24 protein-coding genes and 1 tRNA gene are annotated in these 19,685 nt (G+C 30.7%); 11 read left to right on the forward strand and 14 right to left on the reverse strand.

Annotated elements, in window-relative coordinates:
• Window positions 1-17 precede the first annotated feature (17 nt).
• The gene (locus tag L8U00_RS04540) at window positions 18-1,109 is read left to right on the forward strand and encodes a DNA adenine methylase (RefSeq protein WP_263708655.1); all 1,092 of its coding nucleotides are present in this window, start codon (window positions 18-20) and stop codon (window positions 1,107-1,109) included.
• Here L8U00_RS04540 and L8U00_RS04545 read toward each other — a convergent pair.
• The 7 genes from L8U00_RS04545 to L8U00_RS04575 form a co-directional block, all read right to left on the reverse strand.
• Window positions 1,106-1,972 (reverse strand): helix-turn-helix transcriptional regulator, encoded by an 867-nt coding sequence (locus L8U00_RS04545; protein WP_039640442.1) that lies wholly within the window; start codon window positions 1,970-1,972, stop codon window positions 1,106-1,108. The two genes, L8U00_RS04540 and L8U00_RS04545, sit on opposite strands and share 4 nt — an antisense overlap.
• A 17-nt stretch (window positions 1,973-1,989) precedes the next feature.
• A complete protein-coding gene (locus L8U00_RS04550) occupies window positions 1,990-2,295 on the reverse strand; it encodes a hypothetical protein (RefSeq protein ID WP_263679280.1) in 306 nt (101 codons plus the stop codon).
• Between the two features lie 3 nt (window positions 2,296-2,298).
• Complete coding sequence (locus L8U00_RS04555; RefSeq protein WP_263708656.1) at window positions 2,299-2,724, reverse strand: hypothetical protein; 426 nt, start codon at window positions 2,722-2,724, stop codon at window positions 2,299-2,301.
• A 10-nt stretch (window positions 2,725-2,734) separates the two neighbouring features.
• Window positions 2,735-4,645 (reverse strand): hypothetical protein, encoded by a 1,911-nt coding sequence (locus L8U00_RS04560; RefSeq protein ID WP_263708657.1) that lies wholly within the window; start codon window positions 4,643-4,645, stop codon window positions 2,735-2,737.
• A 36-nt stretch (window positions 4,646-4,681) separates the two neighbouring features.
• Window positions 4,682-5,680: a hypothetical protein gene (locus L8U00_RS04565; RefSeq protein WP_263708658.1), complete on the reverse strand. Its 999-nt coding sequence runs from the start codon at window positions 5,678-5,680 to the stop codon at window positions 4,682-4,684.
• Window position 5,681: 1 nt separating this feature from the next.
• A complete protein-coding gene (locus tag L8U00_RS04570; RefSeq protein ID WP_197719683.1) occupies window positions 5,682-5,990 on the reverse strand; it encodes a YkgJ family cysteine cluster protein in 309 nt (102 codons plus the stop codon).
• 66 nt (window positions 5,991-6,056) lie between these two features.
• Window positions 6,057-6,278 carry a hypothetical protein gene (locus tag L8U00_RS04575; protein ID WP_263708659.1) on the reverse strand — a complete coding sequence of 74 codons (222 nt, stop codon included), beginning with the start codon at window positions 6,276-6,278 and terminating at the stop codon, window positions 6,057-6,059.
• Window positions 6,279-6,425: 147 nt separating this feature from the next.
• Between L8U00_RS04575 and rpmI the strand changes: the two genes are divergently transcribed.
• The 3 genes from rpmI to L8U00_RS04590 all read left to right on the forward strand — a co-directional run bounded on the left by rpmI (window position 6,426) and on the right by L8U00_RS04590 (window position 7,955).
• On the forward strand, window positions 6,426-6,617 hold the full coding sequence (gene rpmI, locus L8U00_RS04580) for a 50S ribosomal protein L35 (protein ID WP_039617094.1): 192 nt from the start codon (window positions 6,426-6,428) through the stop codon (window positions 6,615-6,617).
• A 98-nt stretch (window positions 6,618-6,715) separates the two neighbouring features.
• A complete protein-coding gene (gene rplT / locus L8U00_RS04585) occupies window positions 6,716-7,069 on the forward strand; it encodes a 50S ribosomal protein L20 (protein ID WP_039617097.1) in 354 nt (117 codons plus the stop codon).
• Window positions 7,047-7,955 carry a DNA ligase gene (locus L8U00_RS04590; protein ID WP_263708660.1) on the forward strand — a complete coding sequence of 303 codons (909 nt, stop codon included), beginning with the start codon at window positions 7,047-7,049 and terminating at the stop codon, window positions 7,953-7,955. The genes rplT and L8U00_RS04590 overlap by 23 nt, the downstream gene beginning before the upstream one ends.
• A 9-nt stretch (window positions 7,956-7,964) precedes the next feature.
• Here the strand turns inward: L8U00_RS04590 and L8U00_RS04595 are convergent, their stop codons facing one another.
• Genes L8U00_RS04595 through L8U00_RS04605 form a run of 3 tightly spaced genes read right to left on the reverse strand, consistent with a single transcriptional unit; the run spans window position 7,965 to window position 10,349 of the window.
• Window positions 7,965-8,774, reverse strand: coding sequence for a metal ABC transporter permease (locus tag L8U00_RS04595; protein WP_263708661.1), 810 nt, complete (start codon window positions 8,772-8,774; stop codon window positions 7,965-7,967).
• Complete coding sequence (locus L8U00_RS04600) at window positions 8,767-9,516, reverse strand: metal ABC transporter ATP-binding protein (RefSeq protein ID WP_039627659.1); 750 nt, start codon at window positions 9,514-9,516, stop codon at window positions 8,767-8,769. The genes L8U00_RS04595 and L8U00_RS04600 overlap by 8 nt, the downstream gene beginning before the upstream one ends.
• Window positions 9,513-10,349, reverse strand: a complete 837-nt coding sequence (locus L8U00_RS04605) for a metal ABC transporter solute-binding protein, Zn/Mn family (RefSeq protein ID WP_263708662.1) — start codon at window positions 10,347-10,349, stop codon at window positions 9,513-9,515. The genes L8U00_RS04600 and L8U00_RS04605 overlap by 4 nt, the downstream gene beginning before the upstream one ends.
• Before the next feature lie 60 nt (window positions 10,350-10,409).
• On the opposite strand from L8U00_RS04605, the gene L8U00_RS04610 reads away from it, so the two are divergent.
• On the forward strand, window positions 10,410-11,108 hold the full coding sequence (locus tag L8U00_RS04610; RefSeq protein WP_263708664.1) for a class I SAM-dependent methyltransferase: 699 nt from the start codon (window positions 10,410-10,412) through the stop codon (window positions 11,106-11,108).
• A 9-nt stretch (window positions 11,109-11,117) separates the two neighbouring features.
• Here L8U00_RS04610 and pyrC read toward each other — a convergent pair whose 3' ends face one another.
• From pyrC to L8U00_RS04630, 4 genes are read right to left on the reverse strand one after another with little or no spacing between them, the layout of a single operon-like run.
• A complete protein-coding gene (gene pyrC / locus L8U00_RS04615; RefSeq protein ID WP_263708665.1) occupies window positions 11,118-12,110 on the reverse strand; it encodes a dihydroorotase in 993 nt (330 codons plus the stop codon).
• Between the two features lie 8 nt (window positions 12,111-12,118).
• Window positions 12,119-12,349, reverse strand: coding sequence for a helix-turn-helix domain-containing protein (locus L8U00_RS04620; protein WP_263708666.1), 231 nt, complete (start codon window positions 12,347-12,349; stop codon window positions 12,119-12,121).
• Window positions 12,334-12,705: a diacylglycerol kinase gene (locus L8U00_RS04625; RefSeq protein WP_263708667.1), complete on the reverse strand. Its 372-nt coding sequence runs from the start codon at window positions 12,703-12,705 to the stop codon at window positions 12,334-12,336. The genes L8U00_RS04620 and L8U00_RS04625 overlap by 16 nt, the downstream gene beginning before the upstream one ends.
• On the reverse strand, window positions 12,705-14,237 hold the full coding sequence (locus tag L8U00_RS04630) for a phosphoethanolamine transferase (RefSeq protein ID WP_263708668.1): 1,533 nt from the start codon (window positions 14,235-14,237) through the stop codon (window positions 12,705-12,707). Before L8U00_RS04630 ends, L8U00_RS04625 begins: the two co-directional genes overlap by 1 nt.
• 98 nt (window positions 14,238-14,335) lie before the next feature.
• Between L8U00_RS04630 and L8U00_RS04635 the strand changes: the two genes are divergently transcribed.
• From L8U00_RS04635 to sodB, 6 genes are all read left to right on the forward strand, one after another.
• Window positions 14,336-15,094: an exodeoxyribonuclease III gene (locus L8U00_RS04635; protein ID WP_039640473.1), complete on the forward strand. Its 759-nt coding sequence runs from the start codon at window positions 14,336-14,338 to the stop codon at window positions 15,092-15,094.
• A 69-nt stretch (window positions 15,095-15,163) separates the two neighbouring features.
• A tRNA-Glu gene (locus L8U00_RS04640) sits at window positions 15,164-15,238 on the forward strand.
• Between the two features lie 210 nt (window positions 15,239-15,448).
• Window positions 15,449-16,063: a BspA family leucine-rich repeat surface protein gene (locus tag L8U00_RS04645; protein WP_263663709.1), complete on the forward strand. Its 615-nt coding sequence runs from the start codon at window positions 15,449-15,451 to the stop codon at window positions 16,061-16,063.
• A 131-nt stretch (window positions 16,064-16,194) separates the two neighbouring features.
• Window positions 16,195-18,474 (forward strand): anaerobic ribonucleoside triphosphate reductase, encoded by a 2,280-nt coding sequence (locus tag L8U00_RS04650; RefSeq protein WP_263708669.1) that lies wholly within the window; start codon window positions 16,195-16,197, stop codon window positions 18,472-18,474.
• On the forward strand, window positions 18,446-18,955 hold the full coding sequence (nrdG, locus tag L8U00_RS04655) for an anaerobic ribonucleoside-triphosphate reductase activating protein (RefSeq protein WP_263708670.1): 510 nt from the start codon (window positions 18,446-18,448) through the stop codon (window positions 18,953-18,955). The genes L8U00_RS04650 and nrdG overlap by 29 nt, the downstream gene beginning before the upstream one ends.
• 67 nt (window positions 18,956-19,022) lie before the next feature.
• Window positions 19,023-19,676 carry a superoxide dismutase [Fe] gene (gene sodB / locus L8U00_RS04660; RefSeq protein WP_263706970.1) on the forward strand — a complete coding sequence of 218 codons (654 nt, stop codon included), beginning with the start codon at window positions 19,023-19,025 and terminating at the stop codon, window positions 19,674-19,676.
• Window positions 19,677-19,685: the final 9 nt, after the last annotated feature.

Genomic DNA, 19,685 nt, shown 5'->3' on the forward strand with positions numbered 1-19,685 from the left:
GCTTGTATTTTAAACTTATGCTAGAAGAAAATCCACAATTTTTAAAAGAACAAATCATAACTTATCTTGGCAATAAAAGATCCTTGCTTGAGTTTTTAAATCAAGGCTTTAAATTCGCACAAAATGAGCTTAAAAAAGACAAATTTAGTTTTTGTGATGTATTCAGTGGCTCTGGGGTAGTTTCACGTTTTGTGAGGCCTTATGCGAGTTTTATTATGGCAAATGATTTGGAAGATTATTCTAAAATCATCAATGAGTGTTATTTAAGCAATCAAAATGCACAATTTTTACAAGAATTACAAAAATATTACGCTTTTTTAACTTCTGATTTAAAACTCAAAAAAGGCTTTATAAGCAAGCTTTATGCACCAAATGATGATGAGTATATCCAAAAGAATGAAAGAGTTTTTTACACGCTTAAAAATGCGATGTATTTAGACTCTATGCGAGAAAAAATTTCAAGCCTGCCAAGTAATATACAAAAATACTTCATCGCACCACTTATTTATGAAGCAAGTGTGCATGCAAACACAAGTGGGGTTTTTAAAGGTTTTTATAAAGATAAAAATGGCATTGGTAAATTTGGAGGAAATGGGGCAAATGCGCTTAGTCGTATAAAAGGCGATATAGCTTTAAAAATGCCTATTTTTTCAAATTTTACTTGTGAATATGAGGTTTTTCAAAAAGATGCAAATATTTTAGCTAAAGAGCTTGATAGCTTTGATGTGGCGTATTTAGATCCACCTTATAATCAGCACCCTTATGGATCAAATTATTTTATGTTAAATTTAATCGCTAATTATAAAAAGCCAAAGGAAATTTCAAAGGTTTCTGGTATACCAAAAGACTGGAACCGCAGTGCTTTTAACAAAGAAAAAAAAGCCGAAGATGCTTTGTTTGATTTGATAAATGATTTAAAAGCCAAGATTGTATTGCTTTCTTATAATTGTGAGGGTTTTGTAAAAAAAGAAAATTTCACAAAAAGACTTCAAAGTCTTGGAGAATGCTTTGTGCTTGAGCAAAAGTATAATGCCTTTAGAGCTAGTAGAAACCTTTCTAAACGCTCTATGCATATACAAGAGCAACTTTATGTATTAAAAAAACGCTAATCTTGCATGTACGCATTTAATTGCTCAAAAAGCTTTTCTTTTAAAGCAATAGGTTTGTTTATTTTAATATATGGTATCCAATATCTTATCAAATTTAAAAGTTCATCATCATAAGTATAAAATGCCTTGATATAAATAAAATTCTCATCTTCATCTATAAATTCGTATTTAGTAAGGGCATTTTTTCTTAAGAAATATTCTTTAGCTTTTTTATCAAGCTTTAAAATAGCTTCTTTGTTTTCTTTGCTAATCCAATTACTTTGATCTTTTTGAATTTGTTTTAAAAACTCTTCTTTTGGGGTAAAAATTTCTTTCTTTTCCACTTTTAGTTGTGTGATTTTAGAAAAAGTAAAGGTTTTTAAAGTATCGTTTTCATCTGCTAAAAGATACCATATGTGATCAATATTGATGAGTTTGTATGGATTAGCTTTTCTGTGTTTTTCTTTGTAGTAAAAGTTAATGGAGTGTTTTGCTATGATAGCTGCACTTAGTTCTTCAAAAACTTCTCTATCAAGCGTTTCATAGCTTTGGGTTTTGACTAAAAAGGCTTTATTGATTTTTTCATTAAGCAAGTCGTTTAAAAACTCTTTATCTAAACTAGGATAAAGCCTACCTATACCGCTTAAAATAGCAAAATTTTGTATATCTTTAAAGCTTAATTTTCCTAAAACATAGCCTTCTAAAAAATACTTTCCATTTTCTTTTTTTATAGGGATAAAAGCAAGGCGTTCATGCAAGTCTCTTTGTATGGTGCGAATGCTGACATTAAATTCTTGTGCAAGCTCTTCTAAGCTAAAACGCTCGCCATTATTTAAACACTGCAGTATAGAAACTAAACGCGTAGAAAGCTTGTCTTTTTCCATATACAACCTTTTTTTGTTTATTTTAGCAAATCTTTGATGTTTTGTTTGATTGTTTTTGGATCGTTTTCATAAGTGGCTAAAAGCTCTTGAATAAGCTTTAAAAAATCATCAAAATCATCAGGATTTTCTTTTTTAAATTTAAGCACTCTATCTAGGATGATAAAAGCGGCTTCGGTTTTGTCATTTTCTTTTTCATAAAGCTCTTTTAGCTCTAAAGCAAGCTTAGTGTAAGTATAAGCTTGCTTTGGCTTTGAGATGATATCAAAGATGTTTGATTTATAGCTAAAAAGCAATGAAAAAAGTTGAGGTAGTTTGTTTAGCATGGTTTATTGTTCAATATATCCGCAATCTCTACATTTTCTTTTTCCATTAATAGATGCATCTTTATTTGTAAAAGGAATTTGTACCCAAGAATGCTGTATATCACCCAAACGCTCTTTTCCGCATTGAGAGCATTTTTCTATTATCTGACATCTTTCATTTTTTCTTACTTTTTCAAATTTGTGATATGTTCCAAATTCTCTGTACTGACAATAAATACATTCTTCATAACCTCTGCAAGAGTACGGATCTGTTATAACTCTTTCTGCAAAGTTGTGATTGTATTTACTGATATATTCATTACAGTCGGGGCATGTTTTTGAAAGATAGCATCGAGGTTTTCCTTCTTCATTGCTGTAAGTTCCTCCGTGCCACCCAATTCCACATTTTGCACTAATTGCTATAGATTTTAAAGTATCTAAGAATCCCATTTTATTCCTTTTATATTTTTAAATTTTCATTGCTAAACATAAAATCATCAAATTCTTTTCGTGTTTTAAATAAATCATCAATACCAAATTTTTCTGCAAGGTTTATAATAGATTGATTTGCTTGTGTATAGTTACTGTTATTTAAGGCGGTTTGTAATTCTTGAAAACTCATATTGCTAGTATTTTTTAAATCACGCATATAATCATCTATGAAAATTTCCAAAGATTCTTGGTTTTCTATCATTTTAGGCATGATTTTATCAAAAACCATTTCAACTTCTTCTCTTCTTGCTTTAGCTAAATTCGCCTTAGCAAAAATTGCAACAAAGCTATTTATTGTTATTTCAACAGTTTTAGAAAATAAAACCACAGCTAATGAACAAATGAAAATGGATATTCCTATGGATAAAATTTGAGCTAATTGACTTCCACCTAATGCTTGACAAATTTGTTCTTCTAAGGCAATTGCAAATATAGTCATGATAGCTGAAAACAAAGATTTTAATATCACTTTTATAAGTTCATCAAAACTTTTAATTTTACCAGTTATATAAGCATATATTGCATTCCATATAGATTTTAAACTACTTCTTAAATTTTTCCACAAAGCTTTTAAGTGCCCACCAATTCTTTTAAAATATTGCGAAGCAATTCCAACAATAACATCTATAATACCATAGCTAGCTCCTCTTATAAAAGCATCTTTCCCGCTTTCAATTACTCTTGATAACAAACGCTTAAATCTTACTTCAAAATCCTCATGTTCTTTTTTTATAAATTCGTTTTTAAGTTCAGCTATAACACCGCTTGCAAATGTACTAAGAACAACAACACCAGCATCACTGGCTCCAGTTTGAAAAACATTTGTGGCAGCTTGTTTTGCTTGAATAATATATACTTCTTTTAAGGCCTTATCTTTGTCTGTATGGTTTGTAGGTTCGTTTTTCTTTAAATGATTAAAAATCTCTTTCTTTGTCTCAAGTTCTTTTTTTAAAGACTCTTTTTCTTCTTCGGATGCTTTTTCTATAGTGCTTTCTAATTTTTCTATCTCTTTTTGTGCATTTTCATATATTTTTTTATTGACTACAATATAATCTATTTCTCCATTTTTAATTTTATTAAAATCATCTTCATGTTTTTTGCTAAATATATCATCACTTTTTTTGATAGTAATAGTTTTATCTTTGCTTTCTTCTTGTGTATAGCCAGCTTTTTCTCTCTCATTGCCTTGAGTAAGAAAAGAAAATTTGCTTTTATATTCTTGAAGTTTTTTTTCTAAAGAAGCTTGTTTTTCTTCAGGCGCTTTTTCTATAGCACTTTCTAACTTTTCTATTTCTTTTTGCGCCCTTTCGTAAGTTTCTTTATCAGTTTTAATATAGTCTAAATTTCCATTTTTAATCGCTTCAAAATATCTATTATATTCTTTTCCAAATATACTATCATTAACAGCTTTTAATTGTTCTGTTTTAGCTATTTCGCCTTTTTCGTTTAAAGTTACGGTATCTACTATAGTATGATTTGTTTTGGTTAGGTTGTCTAGATTGACATTGTTTGTCAAATTTTTAATTTCTTCATCGCTATAATTTGCCAAAATTGTCTCTTTTTTGTATAGATCAATATTTTCTCCTTTGAAGACTTTGCTTATTTCGGCAAGCTCATCTGTTGTGAAGCTTCTATTTTTATTTTTATTATATGCGTTGCTGATGTTTTCTTTACCAACTTCTAGTGTTTCATAAAATTGACCAAAACCATTTGGGTTGTTGCCATGTTGTTGCGTAGCTTTTTGCATATTTGTTGTAAGTTTTGCACTTTCCATATAGGCTTCATATGAGTTGACATTAAATATATTGATGGGTAATCTTGCTAAACTTTGTGTCCCTAGTTCTTCTAGTAATTCATCAAACAATGATACAGTATTCATGATATCTTCCTTATTTTAAAAGCGGAAATTCCGCTTTTAAATAGTTTGTATTTCTTTATTTAAATTTTGTGCTATTTGGACAGCTTTTTTAAATTCTTTATTTACTATGCCATCTTCAGTTAGTACATTTACCTTACAAATACCACTAATTGCTTTCACTAAATTGACAATAAATTGAGTATATGCTTTTTCACCATTAGTAAATTTAGAATAATCATTTTCTCTTATAATCATTAATTTAAAAGTTTGTAATTCTTTAATTAAAATTCCATCTAAATTTTGTATAGCTATAAGAGATTCATTTACAATAGAACCGATTGCTGTTGTAGCAATTCTTGCAGTATCCATTTCACTTGCTGCTGCTTTTGCTTTATGTAGGTTACTTTTTGCTTCGTCCAAAGCTTGCTCTCCAACTTTAGAATATAAAAATCCTCCAACTGCTAAAACAGGTGCAGCTACTATACCACCTAAAACAGCCATTCCACCAGCCATTCCAAATCCACCTGCAGCTAGGCTACCTCCTCCAAGCCATGCTAAAGTAGCATTAGTAGCTGCTGCACCACTTAGTGTAGAAATCAAAGTTCCAGTAGAAGCGCTTGCAAGTAATCCAACACTACCATAAGCTCCAAGACCAGCTAAAGCCCCAGCACCAAGAGATGCTATCCCACCTGCTGCTAATTTTGTAAAGTCAATTACACTTTCTTTGGTAAATTCTATAAATTCATTAATATTAAATTTTAAATCATCTTTAGAAAAATCACTACTTTCTACATTTTTAAGTTTAGAAAAAATATCAATAAACTCTTTGAAAGAATTTTGATGAATATGTAGCTTTGCATGCCCTAAATTTTCCAAAGCTTGTTCAGCATTTTTTCTAGCTACATCTAAATTTTCTTTTGCATAATTAAAAATAGCTTTAGCATTATTATCTAACTCTTCTGCTGCACACTTATCTTGATAACCATCGTATGCTTTTTTAGCACCAAATATACCCGTTGCTAAAGCTATTCCGCCTAAAATAAATGGAACTGCCATTTTAAATCTCCTTTGTTATTAAATTTATTTTGTATTTTTTATCTAGCTTCAATTTATCTTGCAATAAATTACATATTTTTATATTTTCGTTATAAAAATCCTTTTTGCTCATAGTGGCTTTAAAATATTTATTGTAAAAATCTTCCACTCTGCATACTAAGGGTCTTTCGTTGTAAATTTTACAAGAGTTATCTTCTTGTAAATTAATGCAAACACCATTTATATTAAAGTGTTTCAACTCTTCAATGCCATTAATATTTTTACAGCATGCTCCACATGAAGTGCAAGGAAAATTATGTTTTAATATTATTTAACCCTCCTTATTATTTTTTATGTCAATTATATCAATACCCCCCCCCCGTATTGTCAAGGTTTTTTAGTATTGTTTACTTTTAATTATCCTTGTAAGTATCATTACACCAGCTAAAATTAGCACGTAAGAAACCACTACATTTATAAGTCCGTATTTTTCTATAAAAAATAAACTTGGTAAAATAACGCACCACACTACAAATATAAATAAAGCCCAAAAGGCTCCGCAGACAATAGCCCATATAGCAGTAGTTATCATAACTATAATACCAATTACTATTGCCATTTGACTCCTTTATTGGATTTTATAAAATTAATAAAATCATATTAAATCCTTGTGACAGGTTGTGTCATAAAAATTTAATTTTTCTAAAGCATAGTTGTAGTAAAATGATAGCTTTCTTTTATGAAAAAATTGATCCAAAGGATACACATGCCAAAAATGAAAAGCGTTAAAAGTGCTGTTAAACGCTTCAAAGTAGGTAAAAATAAAATCAAAAGAGGCGCTGCTTATAGAAGCCACATTTTGACTAAAAAACCTGCTAAAAGAATGCGTGATCTTCGCACTTCTAAGTATGTTCACTCAACCAATGTTAAAGCGGTTGAAAAAATGTTAGGAATTTAAGCTCGCTTAAATTTAGTTTTTGACGAAAGTCATTCAAACTCCCCTTGTTTTAAAGGGCAAGATTCGTTTAACGAACGCCAATTTGTGAAAGGATAAATATGGCAAGAGTAAAAACAGGTGTTGTAAGACGCCGCAGACATAAAAAAGTTTTAAAACTTGCGCGTGGTTTTTATAGTGGTCGCCGCAAACACTTTAGAAAAGCTAAAGAACAATTAGAAAGAAGTTTGGTTTATGCGTATCGTGATAGACGTCGCAAAAAACGTGATTTCCGTCGTCTTTGGATAGTACGTATCAATGCAGCTTGCAGACTAAATGATATTAGTTATTCAAGATTTATAAATGGTCTTAAAAAAGCAGGCATTGAGCTTGATAGAAAAATCTTAGCTGATTTAGCGATGAATGACGCAGCTGCTTTTGCTAAAATAGCAGATGCTGCTAAAAAAGCACTTTAATTTTACTGCAAGGCTTTTTATAAGCCTTGTTTTTCTCTTTATTTTCTTTTTAAATCCTCTTTTTGCAAAAGATATTTTACTTTTTAAAGTTTATGATGAAAAAGCATTTAAAGATGTAAATTTAAGCCATTATCTCATGAGCGAAAAACTCGATGGCATAAGAGGTCTTTGGAGTGGTAAGTCTATGCAAACAAGAGCAGGAAATGCTATAAAACTCCCTTTATTTTTCACAAAAAATTTTCCTAAATTTGAATTAGATGGAGAACTTTGGATAAAAAGAGCTTCTTTTGAAGAAATTTCATCTTTAATACGCCAAGAAAATCCTGATGAAAAACTTTGGCAAAAAGTAAGTTATAATGTCTTTGATGTGCCAAATGCTTGCGAGGAATTTAAGCTTGATCCTTGTACTTTAGAAGCAAGGTTAGATATTTTAAAAAAGTTTTTGGCTAAAAATCCAAATGATTATATAAAAATCATCCCACAAATTCGCATTAAAGATAAAAATCATTTAAAGCAATTTTATCAAGATATCATTTCGCATAAAGGCGAGGGCGTGATCATAAGATTAAACAACGCACCTTATGAAAAGAAAAGATCAAACAATGCTTTTAAGCTAAAACCTTTTGATGATACAGAATGTGTTGTAAAAAAGCATTTTGAAGGTAAGGGAAAATTTGAAGGTAAAATGGGATCTTTGCTTTGTGAAGCAGTGATTGAGGGTAAAAAAGTAAGTTTTAAGATAGGTTCAGGTTTTAAAGAAAGTGATCGCTTAAACCCTCCACCAGTTGGTGCTATCATCACTTTTAAATACAATGGCTTAACCAAAAATGGCAAGCCAAAATTTGCTAGTTTTTTAAGAGTGCATGAAAATAGCATTTTAAAGTAAAAGTAAATTTCAACTTTTCTTTAAAAAAGCACTAAAACAAAGATAAAGCACAAAAGCTATACAAGCGCTTGCTATAATGCATGCTCCACTTGCAAGATTATAATAAAAACTTATAAAAAGTCCTATCACGCAAAAACTTATACTCAAAAGTGTAGAGATGATCATCATTTGCCCAAGCTTTTTAGAAAAGCTCTCAGCGATAAATGCAGGTATGCTAAGTAAAGCTATCACAAGTATAAGTCCTACTACTTTGATACTTATAACGATACAAAAAGCCATCATTGCGATTAAAAGATAGTGAAAAAGATTGGTTTTAATCCCTCTTAAGCTTGCAAATTCTTTATCAAAGCTTAGAATTTCAAATTGACGATAAAAAAGCAATACTAAAATGATAAAAATCACATCAATCACTGCAAATAAAACTATATCTTGCGTAGGTACAGACAAAATACTACCAAACAAATACCCCATTAAATCTCCATTATAACCAGGGGTTAAGTCTATGAGTATGATACCAACAGCCATTCCAAAAGCCCATATAACACCGACTATATTGTCACTTCTAAAAGGATATTTTTGGACTAAAAACGCTACAAGCAAGGCTAAAAAAAGAGTAAATAAACTCGTACTAACAAGTACTGGCAAACCAAAATAAAATGCTATACCTATACCCCCAAAAGCCCCATGCGTAATGCCTCCTGCCATAGAACTTAAGCGGTTGATCATGATCAAAGTCCCCATAATCCCACAAGCAATGCTAGTTAAAAATGCAGCCAAAAAAGCATTTTGTATAAAAGAGCTAGATAAAAGTTCAAGCATGGTTTTTTCCTTCACAGCAACACTGCTCCAAGCTAAGCTCCACATCACAAAAATGCGTGTGATTTTGGCTTAAATGCGCTAGTAAATGTGCCTTTTTTTCAGGGGTGTTTTCATGCAAGAATAATTCTTTATTTAAATACGCTATTTTATTTGCATAAGCTAAGCTTACATTTAAATCATGGCATATTACTATCACTCCAACCCCACTTTCGTGTAATTTTTTCAAAAGCTCAAAAATCTGCACCGAGCCTTTGGTATCTATGCTTGCAGTAGGCTCATCAAGGATCAAAAGCTTACATTCGCTTGCTAGAGCTCTTGCTATATAAACTCTTTGTCTTTGACCTCCGCTTAGTTCGTTGATTTTTTTATCCCAAAAATTTCTCATACCTACTTTTTCTAAAGCTAGCAAGGCTTGCTCTTGATCTTTTTTGGTATAAAAACCGAAGAATTTTTTATCCACCCTACCCATCATCACCACTTCTAGCACGCGCACTGGAAAGTTTGGATTAGCTAAAGTATTTTGTGGGACATAACCTATATCTTTTAAACTTAAGTTTTCAAAGTTTATATTTTTATGGCTATTTAGTAAGCCTAGTATGAGTTTTAAAAGTGTAGATTTACCCCCGCCATTTGGCCCTACTATGGCTAAAAAGTCTTTGCTTTCATAGTTTAGGTTGATATTTTTTAAAACCTCATCTTGATTATATGAAAAGTTTAAATTTTTAATATTGATTTTTATCATTGTAAAACGCTTGCTATATTTTTTGCATCTTTTAAAAGCTCATTTTTATAATCACTTGGCAAATGATCAAGTTCTATGATTTTAAGATTATAATTACTCGCCATAGCTTTAATGGTATTGTTATTAGCTCCTTTTGGTACAAAAATAGCTTTGATTTGCTCTTTTTGTATGAGTTTTGCAAGCTTGGCTAAGTCTTTTGGTTTGGGTTCTTTTCCTTCTATTTCTACAGGAATTTGGCTTAGATGATATCTTTTTGCAAAATACCCCCAAGATGGATGATAGACTAAAAAATGCTTGTTTTTTGCATTTTTAAATAAAGCTTGTATTTGTAAATTTAATGCATCCATTTCTTTTAAGAAATTTTCTAAATTTTGCTCATAAAATGCTTTGTTTTGTGGATATTGTTCTATAAGTGCTAAGGTGATATTTTTAGCGTGAGTTTTTGCTAAAAGTGGATCAAGCCATGTGTGAGGATCATCTCCATGATGATGGTGTCCTTCGTGAGCATGTTCTTGCAAAGGTATAAAATCAATGCCATTTTGAGTAGAGATGATTTTGGTATTTTTGAGATTATCTTTAAGTTTTAAAATCCAAATTTTTTCAAATTCCAAATTTGCCGTGAAGTAAATATCGCTTTTTTCAAGTTTTAAAATACCACTTGGTTTAAATTCGAAAGTATGCTCATTTGCATTAGGCGGTATGACTATATTAATATCTAAAGTATCTTTAGCAATTTGCTTTACAAAGTAAGCTTGCGGGGCTATACTAACACTTACCAAATCTTTGGCATATATACTTAAAAATGAAATCAAACACAAAAACAATACACGCATAATTTTCCTTTCTAAAAACAAAAAAATATTATACTATATTAGAAAAAATAAGGAGTGAAGATGAATTTATGGAATAAAAAAGCAAAAAGCTATGCAAGGTATAATCCTAATTTAAACGAAATTCAAAAAGCTACTTTTGCAAAACTTGGGTCTTTGCAAGGCAAAAGCGTAGTGGATATAGGTTGTGGGAGCGGTGTTTGGACTTTGCATTTAGCACAAAAAGCAAAAAGTGTTTTAGGTATAGACAGCTCTAGTGCTATGCTTGAAATTTTACAAGAAGATGCAAAAACTTATGCCATATCAAATATAAAAACTTTAAATTTAGACTTTGAAAACTTTTATAAAAACAATAATAAAAATTTTGACTTAGCTTTTTTGAGTATGTCGCCTGCTTTGCAAAATGAAAAAGACTATAAAGCTTTTTTAAGCTTAGCTTCTAAAAAGGTGTATTTAGGCTGGGCAAGTAGGCGCAAAAGTAGCTTTTTAGATCCTATATTTGAGCATTTTAACACGCATTTTAAAGGTTTTTATGAAGAGGATTTGCAAGGTTTTTTAAATGCGCAAAATATCCCTTATGAAAGTGAAGTTTTTAACGAAACTAGAGTGGTAAAAAGAGATAAAGAAAGTGCGATAGAAAATGCTTTGTGGCATTTGAGTATGAATGGTGTTAATGCAAACAAACAAGAGTTAGAAAGCTTTGTAAAAGATGAGGTAGAAGAGCTTATAGAAGCTAAGATAAAACTTCTGATTATTAATTAAATTTCAAGGCTAAATAACCTTGAAATTTAAAGTTTTTCCTGCCATAAATGGCACTATATCGCCGTATTTTTGCGCTACTTGCCATTCTTGTTTTTCTAAAGTGATAATTTTATCTTTTTCAAATTTAAGATTATGGATTTTGCAAGTATTATCTGAAATAAATTTTTGTAAATTTGCTTCATTTGAGTGTTTTTCAAAAAGTTCAGCCAATACAGGTAAAATCACTGGCGCACTAAATACTCCAGCTGCGCACCCACAGCATTCTTTAGTGTGTAATGGATGAGGTGCGCTATCGCTTCCAAACATAGCCTTTTCATAGCCACTAAAAGCAAGCTCACATAAAGCGTCTTTGTCTTCATAGCGTTTTGCAATAGGTTTGCAAAATAAATGCGGATCCATCTTACCGCCCACTACATCATCAAGCGTTATTATCAAATGGTGTAAAGTGATAGTTGCGTATAAATTTTCATAATCTTTTAACAAATCGCACAAAACCTTAGTGGTAATATGCTCCATTACGATTTTTAATTTTGGAAAGTTTTTAGCTAATTTTTCATAGATTTTAGCAAAATTTGCTTCTCTATCCATTACAAAATCATTTGTTTCTCCATGTACAAGTAAAGGTATGTTTAATTCACTCATAGTATTTAATGTAGGTTTTAACTTTTCTATATCAAAGCTTGAAATTCCATTATCTGAGTTGGTAGTGATACCTGCAGGATAAAGTTTTATGGCAAAAAGGTCATCTTTGACTTTTTCTAAAAATTGCTCATCATAATCTTTAAAAAATAAAGTCATTAAAGGCGTAAAATCTTCATTTTTACACGCTTTTAAAATACGTTCTTTGTAAGCTTTTAATGCGTTTGTTTCGGTAAGCGGGGTGATTAAATTTGGCATGATAACCCCTGCTTTAAAGTCTTTTGCGCTAAATGGAGCTACAAGTTCAAGCATGCTTTCATCGCGTAAATGTAAATGCATATCCAAAGGGTTTTTAAGTGTCATTTTATCTCCTATTTGAGTTTATATAAGCCGTTTTTGAGCTTTTCAAGCAAAGCTTTTTCTTCTAAAAATTTAAAAGTAGAAATGATGGTTGGTTTGCTGATGTTTAGTTGTTTAGAAAGTTCTTCTATGTTTGCAAAGACAAAGCCATCTTCATTAGCATGAAGGGCTAAAAATTCTAAAATTTCAAAGCGTTTTTTACCAAATATTTTTTCACATAGTATTTTTACTTTATTATCCATTCTCTAACCAAATCAAAAAGAATAAAACTCCAAGTAATTATAGCTAAAACCACGCTAAAAAACACCCCAGCGCTCGCACAATCTTTTGCTTTTTTAGCTAAGATGTGAAATTCGCTCGTACAAAGATCCACACAAGCTTCTATAGCAGAATTTAGCGCTTCTACAATTAAAATTAGTACCAAAACAAATACAAGCACAAAATGCTCTAAAAAACTCACAGGTAAAAATAAGCTTGCAAAAATCAAAGGTAAAATAATGGCAAATTCTATCCTAAAAGCCATTTCATCTTGGAGTAAAAATTTAATTCCACTAAAGGCATAGCTTGCATTTTTAAATAAAGAATATTTTGGCTTCATTAAGGATTTTCCTTTAAATTTTTGCTAAATATATCATAATTTGTCTCATATTCTTTGCTATTTATACCAAAATACCCCAGTAAGCTTGAAAAAAGATTATCTTGAGAAAGTTTATAGTCTTTTTTGCTTTGTAAATCTTGGCTTAATTTACTATCTTTACTCCAAAATATCATCGGTATATGCTTTTGATCTTTTGGTGCTATTAAATAAGGCATACCATGAAGATAAATTCCATTTTCACCCAAACTCTCCCCATGATCTGATAAATAAAGCAAAGAAGCTTCTTTGGTAGGATTTTGCTTAAGCATATCTATAAGGCTTTTTATAATAAAGTCTGTATAAAGTAAAGTATTATCATAGGTGTTTATGATTTGTTCGTGTGAGCAGGTATTTAGCTCGTTTGTATCACATGTTGGCATAAATTTTTTAAATGTATTTGGGTAGCGTTTATAGTAAGTTGGCCCATGTGAGCCTTGTAAATGTACAACGATGATTTTATTTGAATTTATATTTTCAAGTTCTTGCTTTACAAGTTCAAGTAAGCTCTCATCATAATCTTTTGCAATGAGTTTGTGTTTTATACGATCGCAATTTCCTTTACAGCCCCCTGAGTTATTACCAAACCAAACACTTTGTACTCCAACCTTTTGCAAGATATCTAAAACATTTTCTTCGTATAATCCATCTTCAAAATTTACTCTTTTGTGTCTTGAAAACATACAAGGCAAACTTCTTGCAGTAGCCGTTCCACATGAGCTTACATCGCTAAAATATACTAAATTTGGTTCATTTTTGGTATAAAAATTAGTATCATTTGTGCTGTATCCACCTAAAGAATAATTACTCGCTCTAGCAGTTTCACCTATGACTAAAATCATAAGCTTAGTTGTATTGGTATCTTTTAAACTTGCATCATTTGAAATGATAGTTAGTTCTTTTTTACCTGCTAGTTTTTTCTTTGTAAATTCTATGCTTGAGTATATTGGATAAAATGGCAAATTATACATTCTAACGATATTGTGTGATCTTAAAAAAGGCAAAAGTGTTTTTGAACTAAGAGCTACTAAAGCAAAGCAAAATACCAAAGAAGTCAAAAATAATACACTTTTTTTGAAAAAATATCTTTGATAATCAATCTTAGTAAAAATCACAAGCAAACTAGGAAAAATCACAAAGACTAAAATATACAAAGCAAAGGAAAAATTAAAATAAGAAAAAAATTCCCTATTGTCTGTTTCAACGACATTTTGTATCATATGATCATCGATTAAAACCCCATAATTGCTAACAAAATAACTACAAATAGCACAAGTACTAAGTAAAAATATGCTTAAAATTTTGGTGATATAGGGAAAATATACCAAAGATAAAACGCCCAAAACCAAGAAAAAATAAATTCCAAAAAACACACTAAAAAGCATAGTGTTTTGATCTATCTTTTCATATACAAACTCAAACAACGGGAAATTAAACGCCATGATAAAAATCGTATTAAGCAAGGTAAATTTTGTCCATGAAAGTTTTAGGTGCATTTTTTTCCTTTGGAATAAAATAAAAACTTAGTCTATTTGAATAAAATTAATAAATCACATATAAAATAGCAACAAAAGAAGATTGGTAAAGGTATTTTATGAAATTATTATCATGGAATGTAAATGGCCTAAGGGCAATTTGTGATAAAAACGCACTGGATTGGATTGAAAAAGAAGAAATTGATTTTATAGGTTTTCAAGAAATCAAAGCACACGAGGATAAATTTCCAAAAAGAATTTATGAGTATCCTTTTAAACATATGTATTCAAATAGTGCTAAAAGAGCAGGATATTCTGGTGTAATGAGTTTGTGTAATTTTGATAGTGAAGTCAAAAAATGTGAATTTTTTGATGATGATGAGGGTAGGGTTTTAGAACATAGCTTTAAAAATGTAGTTTTGTTTAATATTTACTTTCCAAATGGTCAAAAAGATGAAGAGCGTTTAAACTTTAAAATGAAATTTTATAATGATTTTTTAGTGTATTTAGATAAGCTTTTAAAAGAAGGTAAAGAAATCATAATATGTGGAGATGTAAATACTGCTCACCGTGAGATAGATTTAACTCATCCAAAAGCTAATGAAAAGACTTCAGGCTTTTTACCGATTGAGCGTGCTTGGATAGATGATTTATTAAAATTAGGCTTTATAGATACTTTTAGACATATAAATGGCGATATTAAAGAAAAGTATTCGTGGTGGAGTTATAGAATGAAAGCAAGAGAAAGAAATGTAGGCTGGAGGATTGATTATTTTTTCATTTCTAATGGCTTAAAGGATAAGCTCAAAAATGCCTTTATAAGAGATGATATTTTTGGTTCAGACCATGCTCCTGTAGGGATAGAAATAGATATTTAAGGCATTTTTTGATGTCTTAAATAATTATTAAGTAAAAATTGCTATAATTTTGTCTTCAAACTGCAAATTGGCCCATTCGTCTAGCGGTTAGGACATCGCCCTTTCACGGCGGTAACACGAGTTCGAGTCTCGTATGGGTCACCACTCTATATTTTTCTCCACAGTATTATTTTTTTCATTTTTTATCAAAATTCATCTATTTATTTATAATTATTTATTATTTTATAAATATATGTTTATATTAAGTTAATTTTAAATTAATAATTATTAATATTCCAAATCTTTTGTTTAATTTCATTAAATTTATATTGACTTCACACTTGTTTTTTAAAATATACAAAAAGGAGGGACAAAATGTATAAAGTTAAAAACAAAAATGAGTTGATGAATTTGGTGCACAATGAAAGAATTTCTCTAAGAGATATTGATGTTTCTTTGATAGAAGATTTTTCATTCGTTTTTTATTGTTCTACTAGAAAAGATTTTTTGGGTATTGAACGTTGGGATGTATCTAAGGCTAAAGATATGTCTTATATGTTTTATTGTTGTGAAAGTTTTAATGCAGACTTATCACGCTGGGATGTTTCAAATGTCGAAAATATGGCAAGTATGTTTTTTAACTGCAAAAATTTCAACAAAGACTTATCAAAGTGGAATACACAAAATTTAAAAGATATGTCTTATATGTTTTTTAATTGTGTTAAATTTAATCATTCTTTATTGCACTGGAAAACCTCTAATGTAATCAGAATGGCACATTGTTTTGAAAACTGCCATGCGTATGAGCATAATGTGGCAAGCTGGGATGTGCAAAATGTAATTACCATGGCCTATCTTTTCCATAATTGTAAAAATTTTCACCACGAGCTAGATGAGTGGAATATCCAAAGAGATTGTAATACTGATAAAATGTTTGGAAATCGTGGTATTGATAAACTTTATGCTGTAAAAGGCGTGGAGTTAAAATAATCAAATTCACACATTTTTTGTGTGAATTTTTCTTTTATTTCTTTAAGTTTTTCATCAAGTTTTTGTACTAAACTTATCTTTTAAAAGTGCTATTTTATAGTGCTTAGAGATTATTTTTTAGGAAAATTTCCATGAGAATAAAATTTATTATAAAAAGAGATAAAAGCCAAGTTGCATTTGATATTTTTAAAATCAAAAATGCTATTTTCAAAGCCAATATAAATTCCACAGATGAAAAATTAAATAATGATTTTTTAGATAAACTTTGCGATGAGGTTGTAGCTTTACTGGATGAAAAACACATACAAGTAGAACAAATTCAAGATAAAGTTGAAGAAGTTTTAATCAAAAATGCCTTAGTCAATACTGCAAAATCTTATATTTTATACCGTCAAAAAAGAGCACAAATTCGCAATGGTAGCTATGATTTGCTAAGTTTGTATGATGATTTAACTTTTAAGGATTCTAAAGAAGCTGACTTAAAAAGAGAAAATGCAAATATTAATTCAGATAGTGCTATGGGTATGATGTTAAAATATGGCTCAGAAGGCGCAAAATACTATGTAGATGAGTGTATTTTGCCAAAACATATCGCAAATGCACACAAAAACGGCGATATACACATACACGATAAAGACTTTTATATGCTAACACAAACTTGCTGTCAAATAGACTTATTAAAGCTTTTTGAAAATGGCTTTAGCACAGGACATGGAAGCTTGCGTGAGCCAAATGATATCAGATCTTACTCTTCTTTAGCTTGCATTGCCTTGCAGGCTAATCAAAATGAAATGCATGGAGGCCAGTCTATACCCAATTTTGATTTTGCTATGGCAAAGGGTGTGGCAAAGACTTTTCAAAAAGAGTATAAAAAGGCTATAAATGCTTTTTTTGAAATAAAATTAGAACAAAGTTTAGATGAGCAATGCTTTAAAAATGCTAATTTTCAAGCTTCAAGCGAAAAAGAATGCTTCAAAGAGCTTTTAAGGCTTGATTTAAATAGTGATGAGAATTTTTTAAAACAAGCAAATGCTTATGCTTATAAAAGAGCATTAAAGCAAACCCAAGATGCGACTTTTCAAGCTATGGAGGCTTTAGTGCATAATCTTAATACTATGAACTCAAGAGCAGGAGCCCAAGTGCCTTTTAGCACGCTAAATTATGGTACCGATACATCTTTTGAAGGGCAAATGGTGATAGAAAATTTACTAAAAGCCACGATGAAAGGCTTAGGAAAAGGTGAAACACCAATTTTCCCTGTGCAAATTTTTAAAGTAAAAGAAGGTATTAACTATAATGAAAAAGACCCAAACTACAAGCTTTTTAAGCTTGCCATAGAATGTGCTTCTAAAAGACTTTTTCCAAATTTTAGCTTTTTAGATGCAAGTTTTAACGCAAAATACTATAAAAAGGGCGATTATAATAGCGAAGTAGCTTATATGGGTTGTAGAACTAGGGTTATGGCAAATGTTTATGATGAGAGTAAAGAAATCACAAGTGGCAGGGGAAATTTAAGCTTTACCAGTATAAATCTTGTGCGTTTAGCTATAGAAGCTAAAGGAAATTTAGAGCTTTTTTACTCACTTTTAAAAGAAAAATTAGAGCTTGTGTATGAGCAATTACTTCATAGATATAAAATTCAAAGTCTAAAAAAGGTTAAAAATTTCCCATTTTTAATGGGCGAGGGAATTTGGATAGATTCAGATACTTTAAAAGAAAATGATAGCGTAGAAAAAATCATAGCACATGGGACTTTGGCTATAGGTTATATAGGACTTTGTGAGAGTTTAATAGCTTTGATAGGTTCTCATCATGGACAAAGCCAAGAAGCAAGAGAACTTGGCTTACAAATCGTGCGTTTTATGCGTGAATTTGTCGACGAAAAAGCACTCAAAGATAAGCTTAATTTTTCACTCATAGCTACTCCAGCTGAGGGTTTAAGTGGAAGATTTTTAAAACTAGATCAAAAAAAATACGGCATTTTAAAAGGCATAACCGATAAAGATTTTTATACCAATTCTTTTCATATTCCTGTAGATTTTCCTATTAGCATATACGAAAAAATTCAAATAGAAGCTCCATATCATGAGCTAAATAATGGCGGGCATATTACTTATGTAGAATTAAACGGCGATGTGAGTAAGAATTTAGAAAGTTTTGAACGCATTATAAAATGTATGAAAGAAAGCGATATAGGCTATGGCTCGATCAATTTCCCACTAGATAGGGATCCAGTGTGTGGTTATAGTGGTGTGATAGATGAGTTTTGTCCAAAGTGCCATAGAAAAGAAGATGATATTAAATTCGAACGCATAAGAAGAATCACAGGCTATTTAGTAGGAACGCTTGATCGTTTTAATGACGCTAAAAAAGCTGAAGTTCATGCAAGAATTAAACACGATTTTTCTTAGATTAGCTGGTGTTATAAAAGAATCCATAGTCGATGGCTATGGTTTGCGTTATGTGATTTTTACTCAAGGTTGCCCTCATCATTGCAAAGGCTGTCATAACCCACAAACGCATGATTTTAACAAAGGATATTTGCAAGATTTAGCGAGTTTATATGATGAGATTTGTAAAAATCCTTTGCTTCAAGGTGTTACTTTTAGTGGTGGAGAGCCTTTTATGCAAGCAAAAAATTTAAGCATTCTAGCAAAACACATTAAGGCTTTAGGGCTTGATCTTACCATATATACAGGCTTTACTTATGAAGAGTTGTTGCAAGAAAAATCAAAAAAAGAATTACTCATTTTGGCTGATATTTTGGTAGATGGGAAGTTTATTTTAGAGCAAAAAGACTTATCTTTAAAATTTAAAGGTAGTAAAAATCAACGCATTATCGATGTAGCAAAAAGCTTAGAGCAAGGCAAAGTAATACTTTTTGAAAAATAAAGACTCATTTAGTCTTTTTTAATTTAACTATGTTAGAATATCCATAAATTTAAAAAAGGAGAACAATATGTTTGAATTAAGAAAACTACCTTATGAAGCAGACGCTTTTGGAGACTTTTTAAGTGCAGAAACTTTTGCATTTCATCATGGCAAACACCACCAAACTTATGTAAATAACCTAAACAATCTTATCAAAGATACTGAATTTGCGGGAAAAGATTTAGTTTATATCATACAAAATTCAAATGGTGGAGTTTTTAACAACGCTGCTCAAGTGTATAATCATGACTTTTATTTTGATTGCATTAAGCCAAAAACATGCTGTGGCTGTGGCTGTTCTTTGAGTGCTGAGTTTAAAGCAGCAGTTGAAAAAGACTTTGGCTCTATGGAAAATTTAAAAGAAGAGTTTATTAAAGGAGCTACAGGGGTATTTGGTTCTGGTTGGTTTTGGTTAGTTTATAACACTCAAAATCAAAAATTAGAACTAGTAGCTACAAGCAATGCTGCTACACCTATTACTGAAGGTAAAGTTCCGCTTTTAGTAGTTGATGTATGGGAGCATGCTTACTATGTAGATCACCGCAATGCGCGCCCTGCGTATTTAGAAAAATTCTACGCGCACATTAACTGGGAATTTGTAGCAAAAGCTTATGAATGGGCTATTAAAGAAGGTATGAACTCAGTAAGCTTCTATGCAAACGAACTTCACCCTGTAAAATAATCAAGTTTT

The sequence above is a fragment of the Campylobacter sp. IFREMER_LSEM_CL2256 genome (assembly GCF_025771645.1).
In the GTDB taxonomy this organism is placed as follows: domain Bacteria; phylum Campylobacterota; class Campylobacteria; order Campylobacterales; family Campylobacteraceae; genus Campylobacter_D.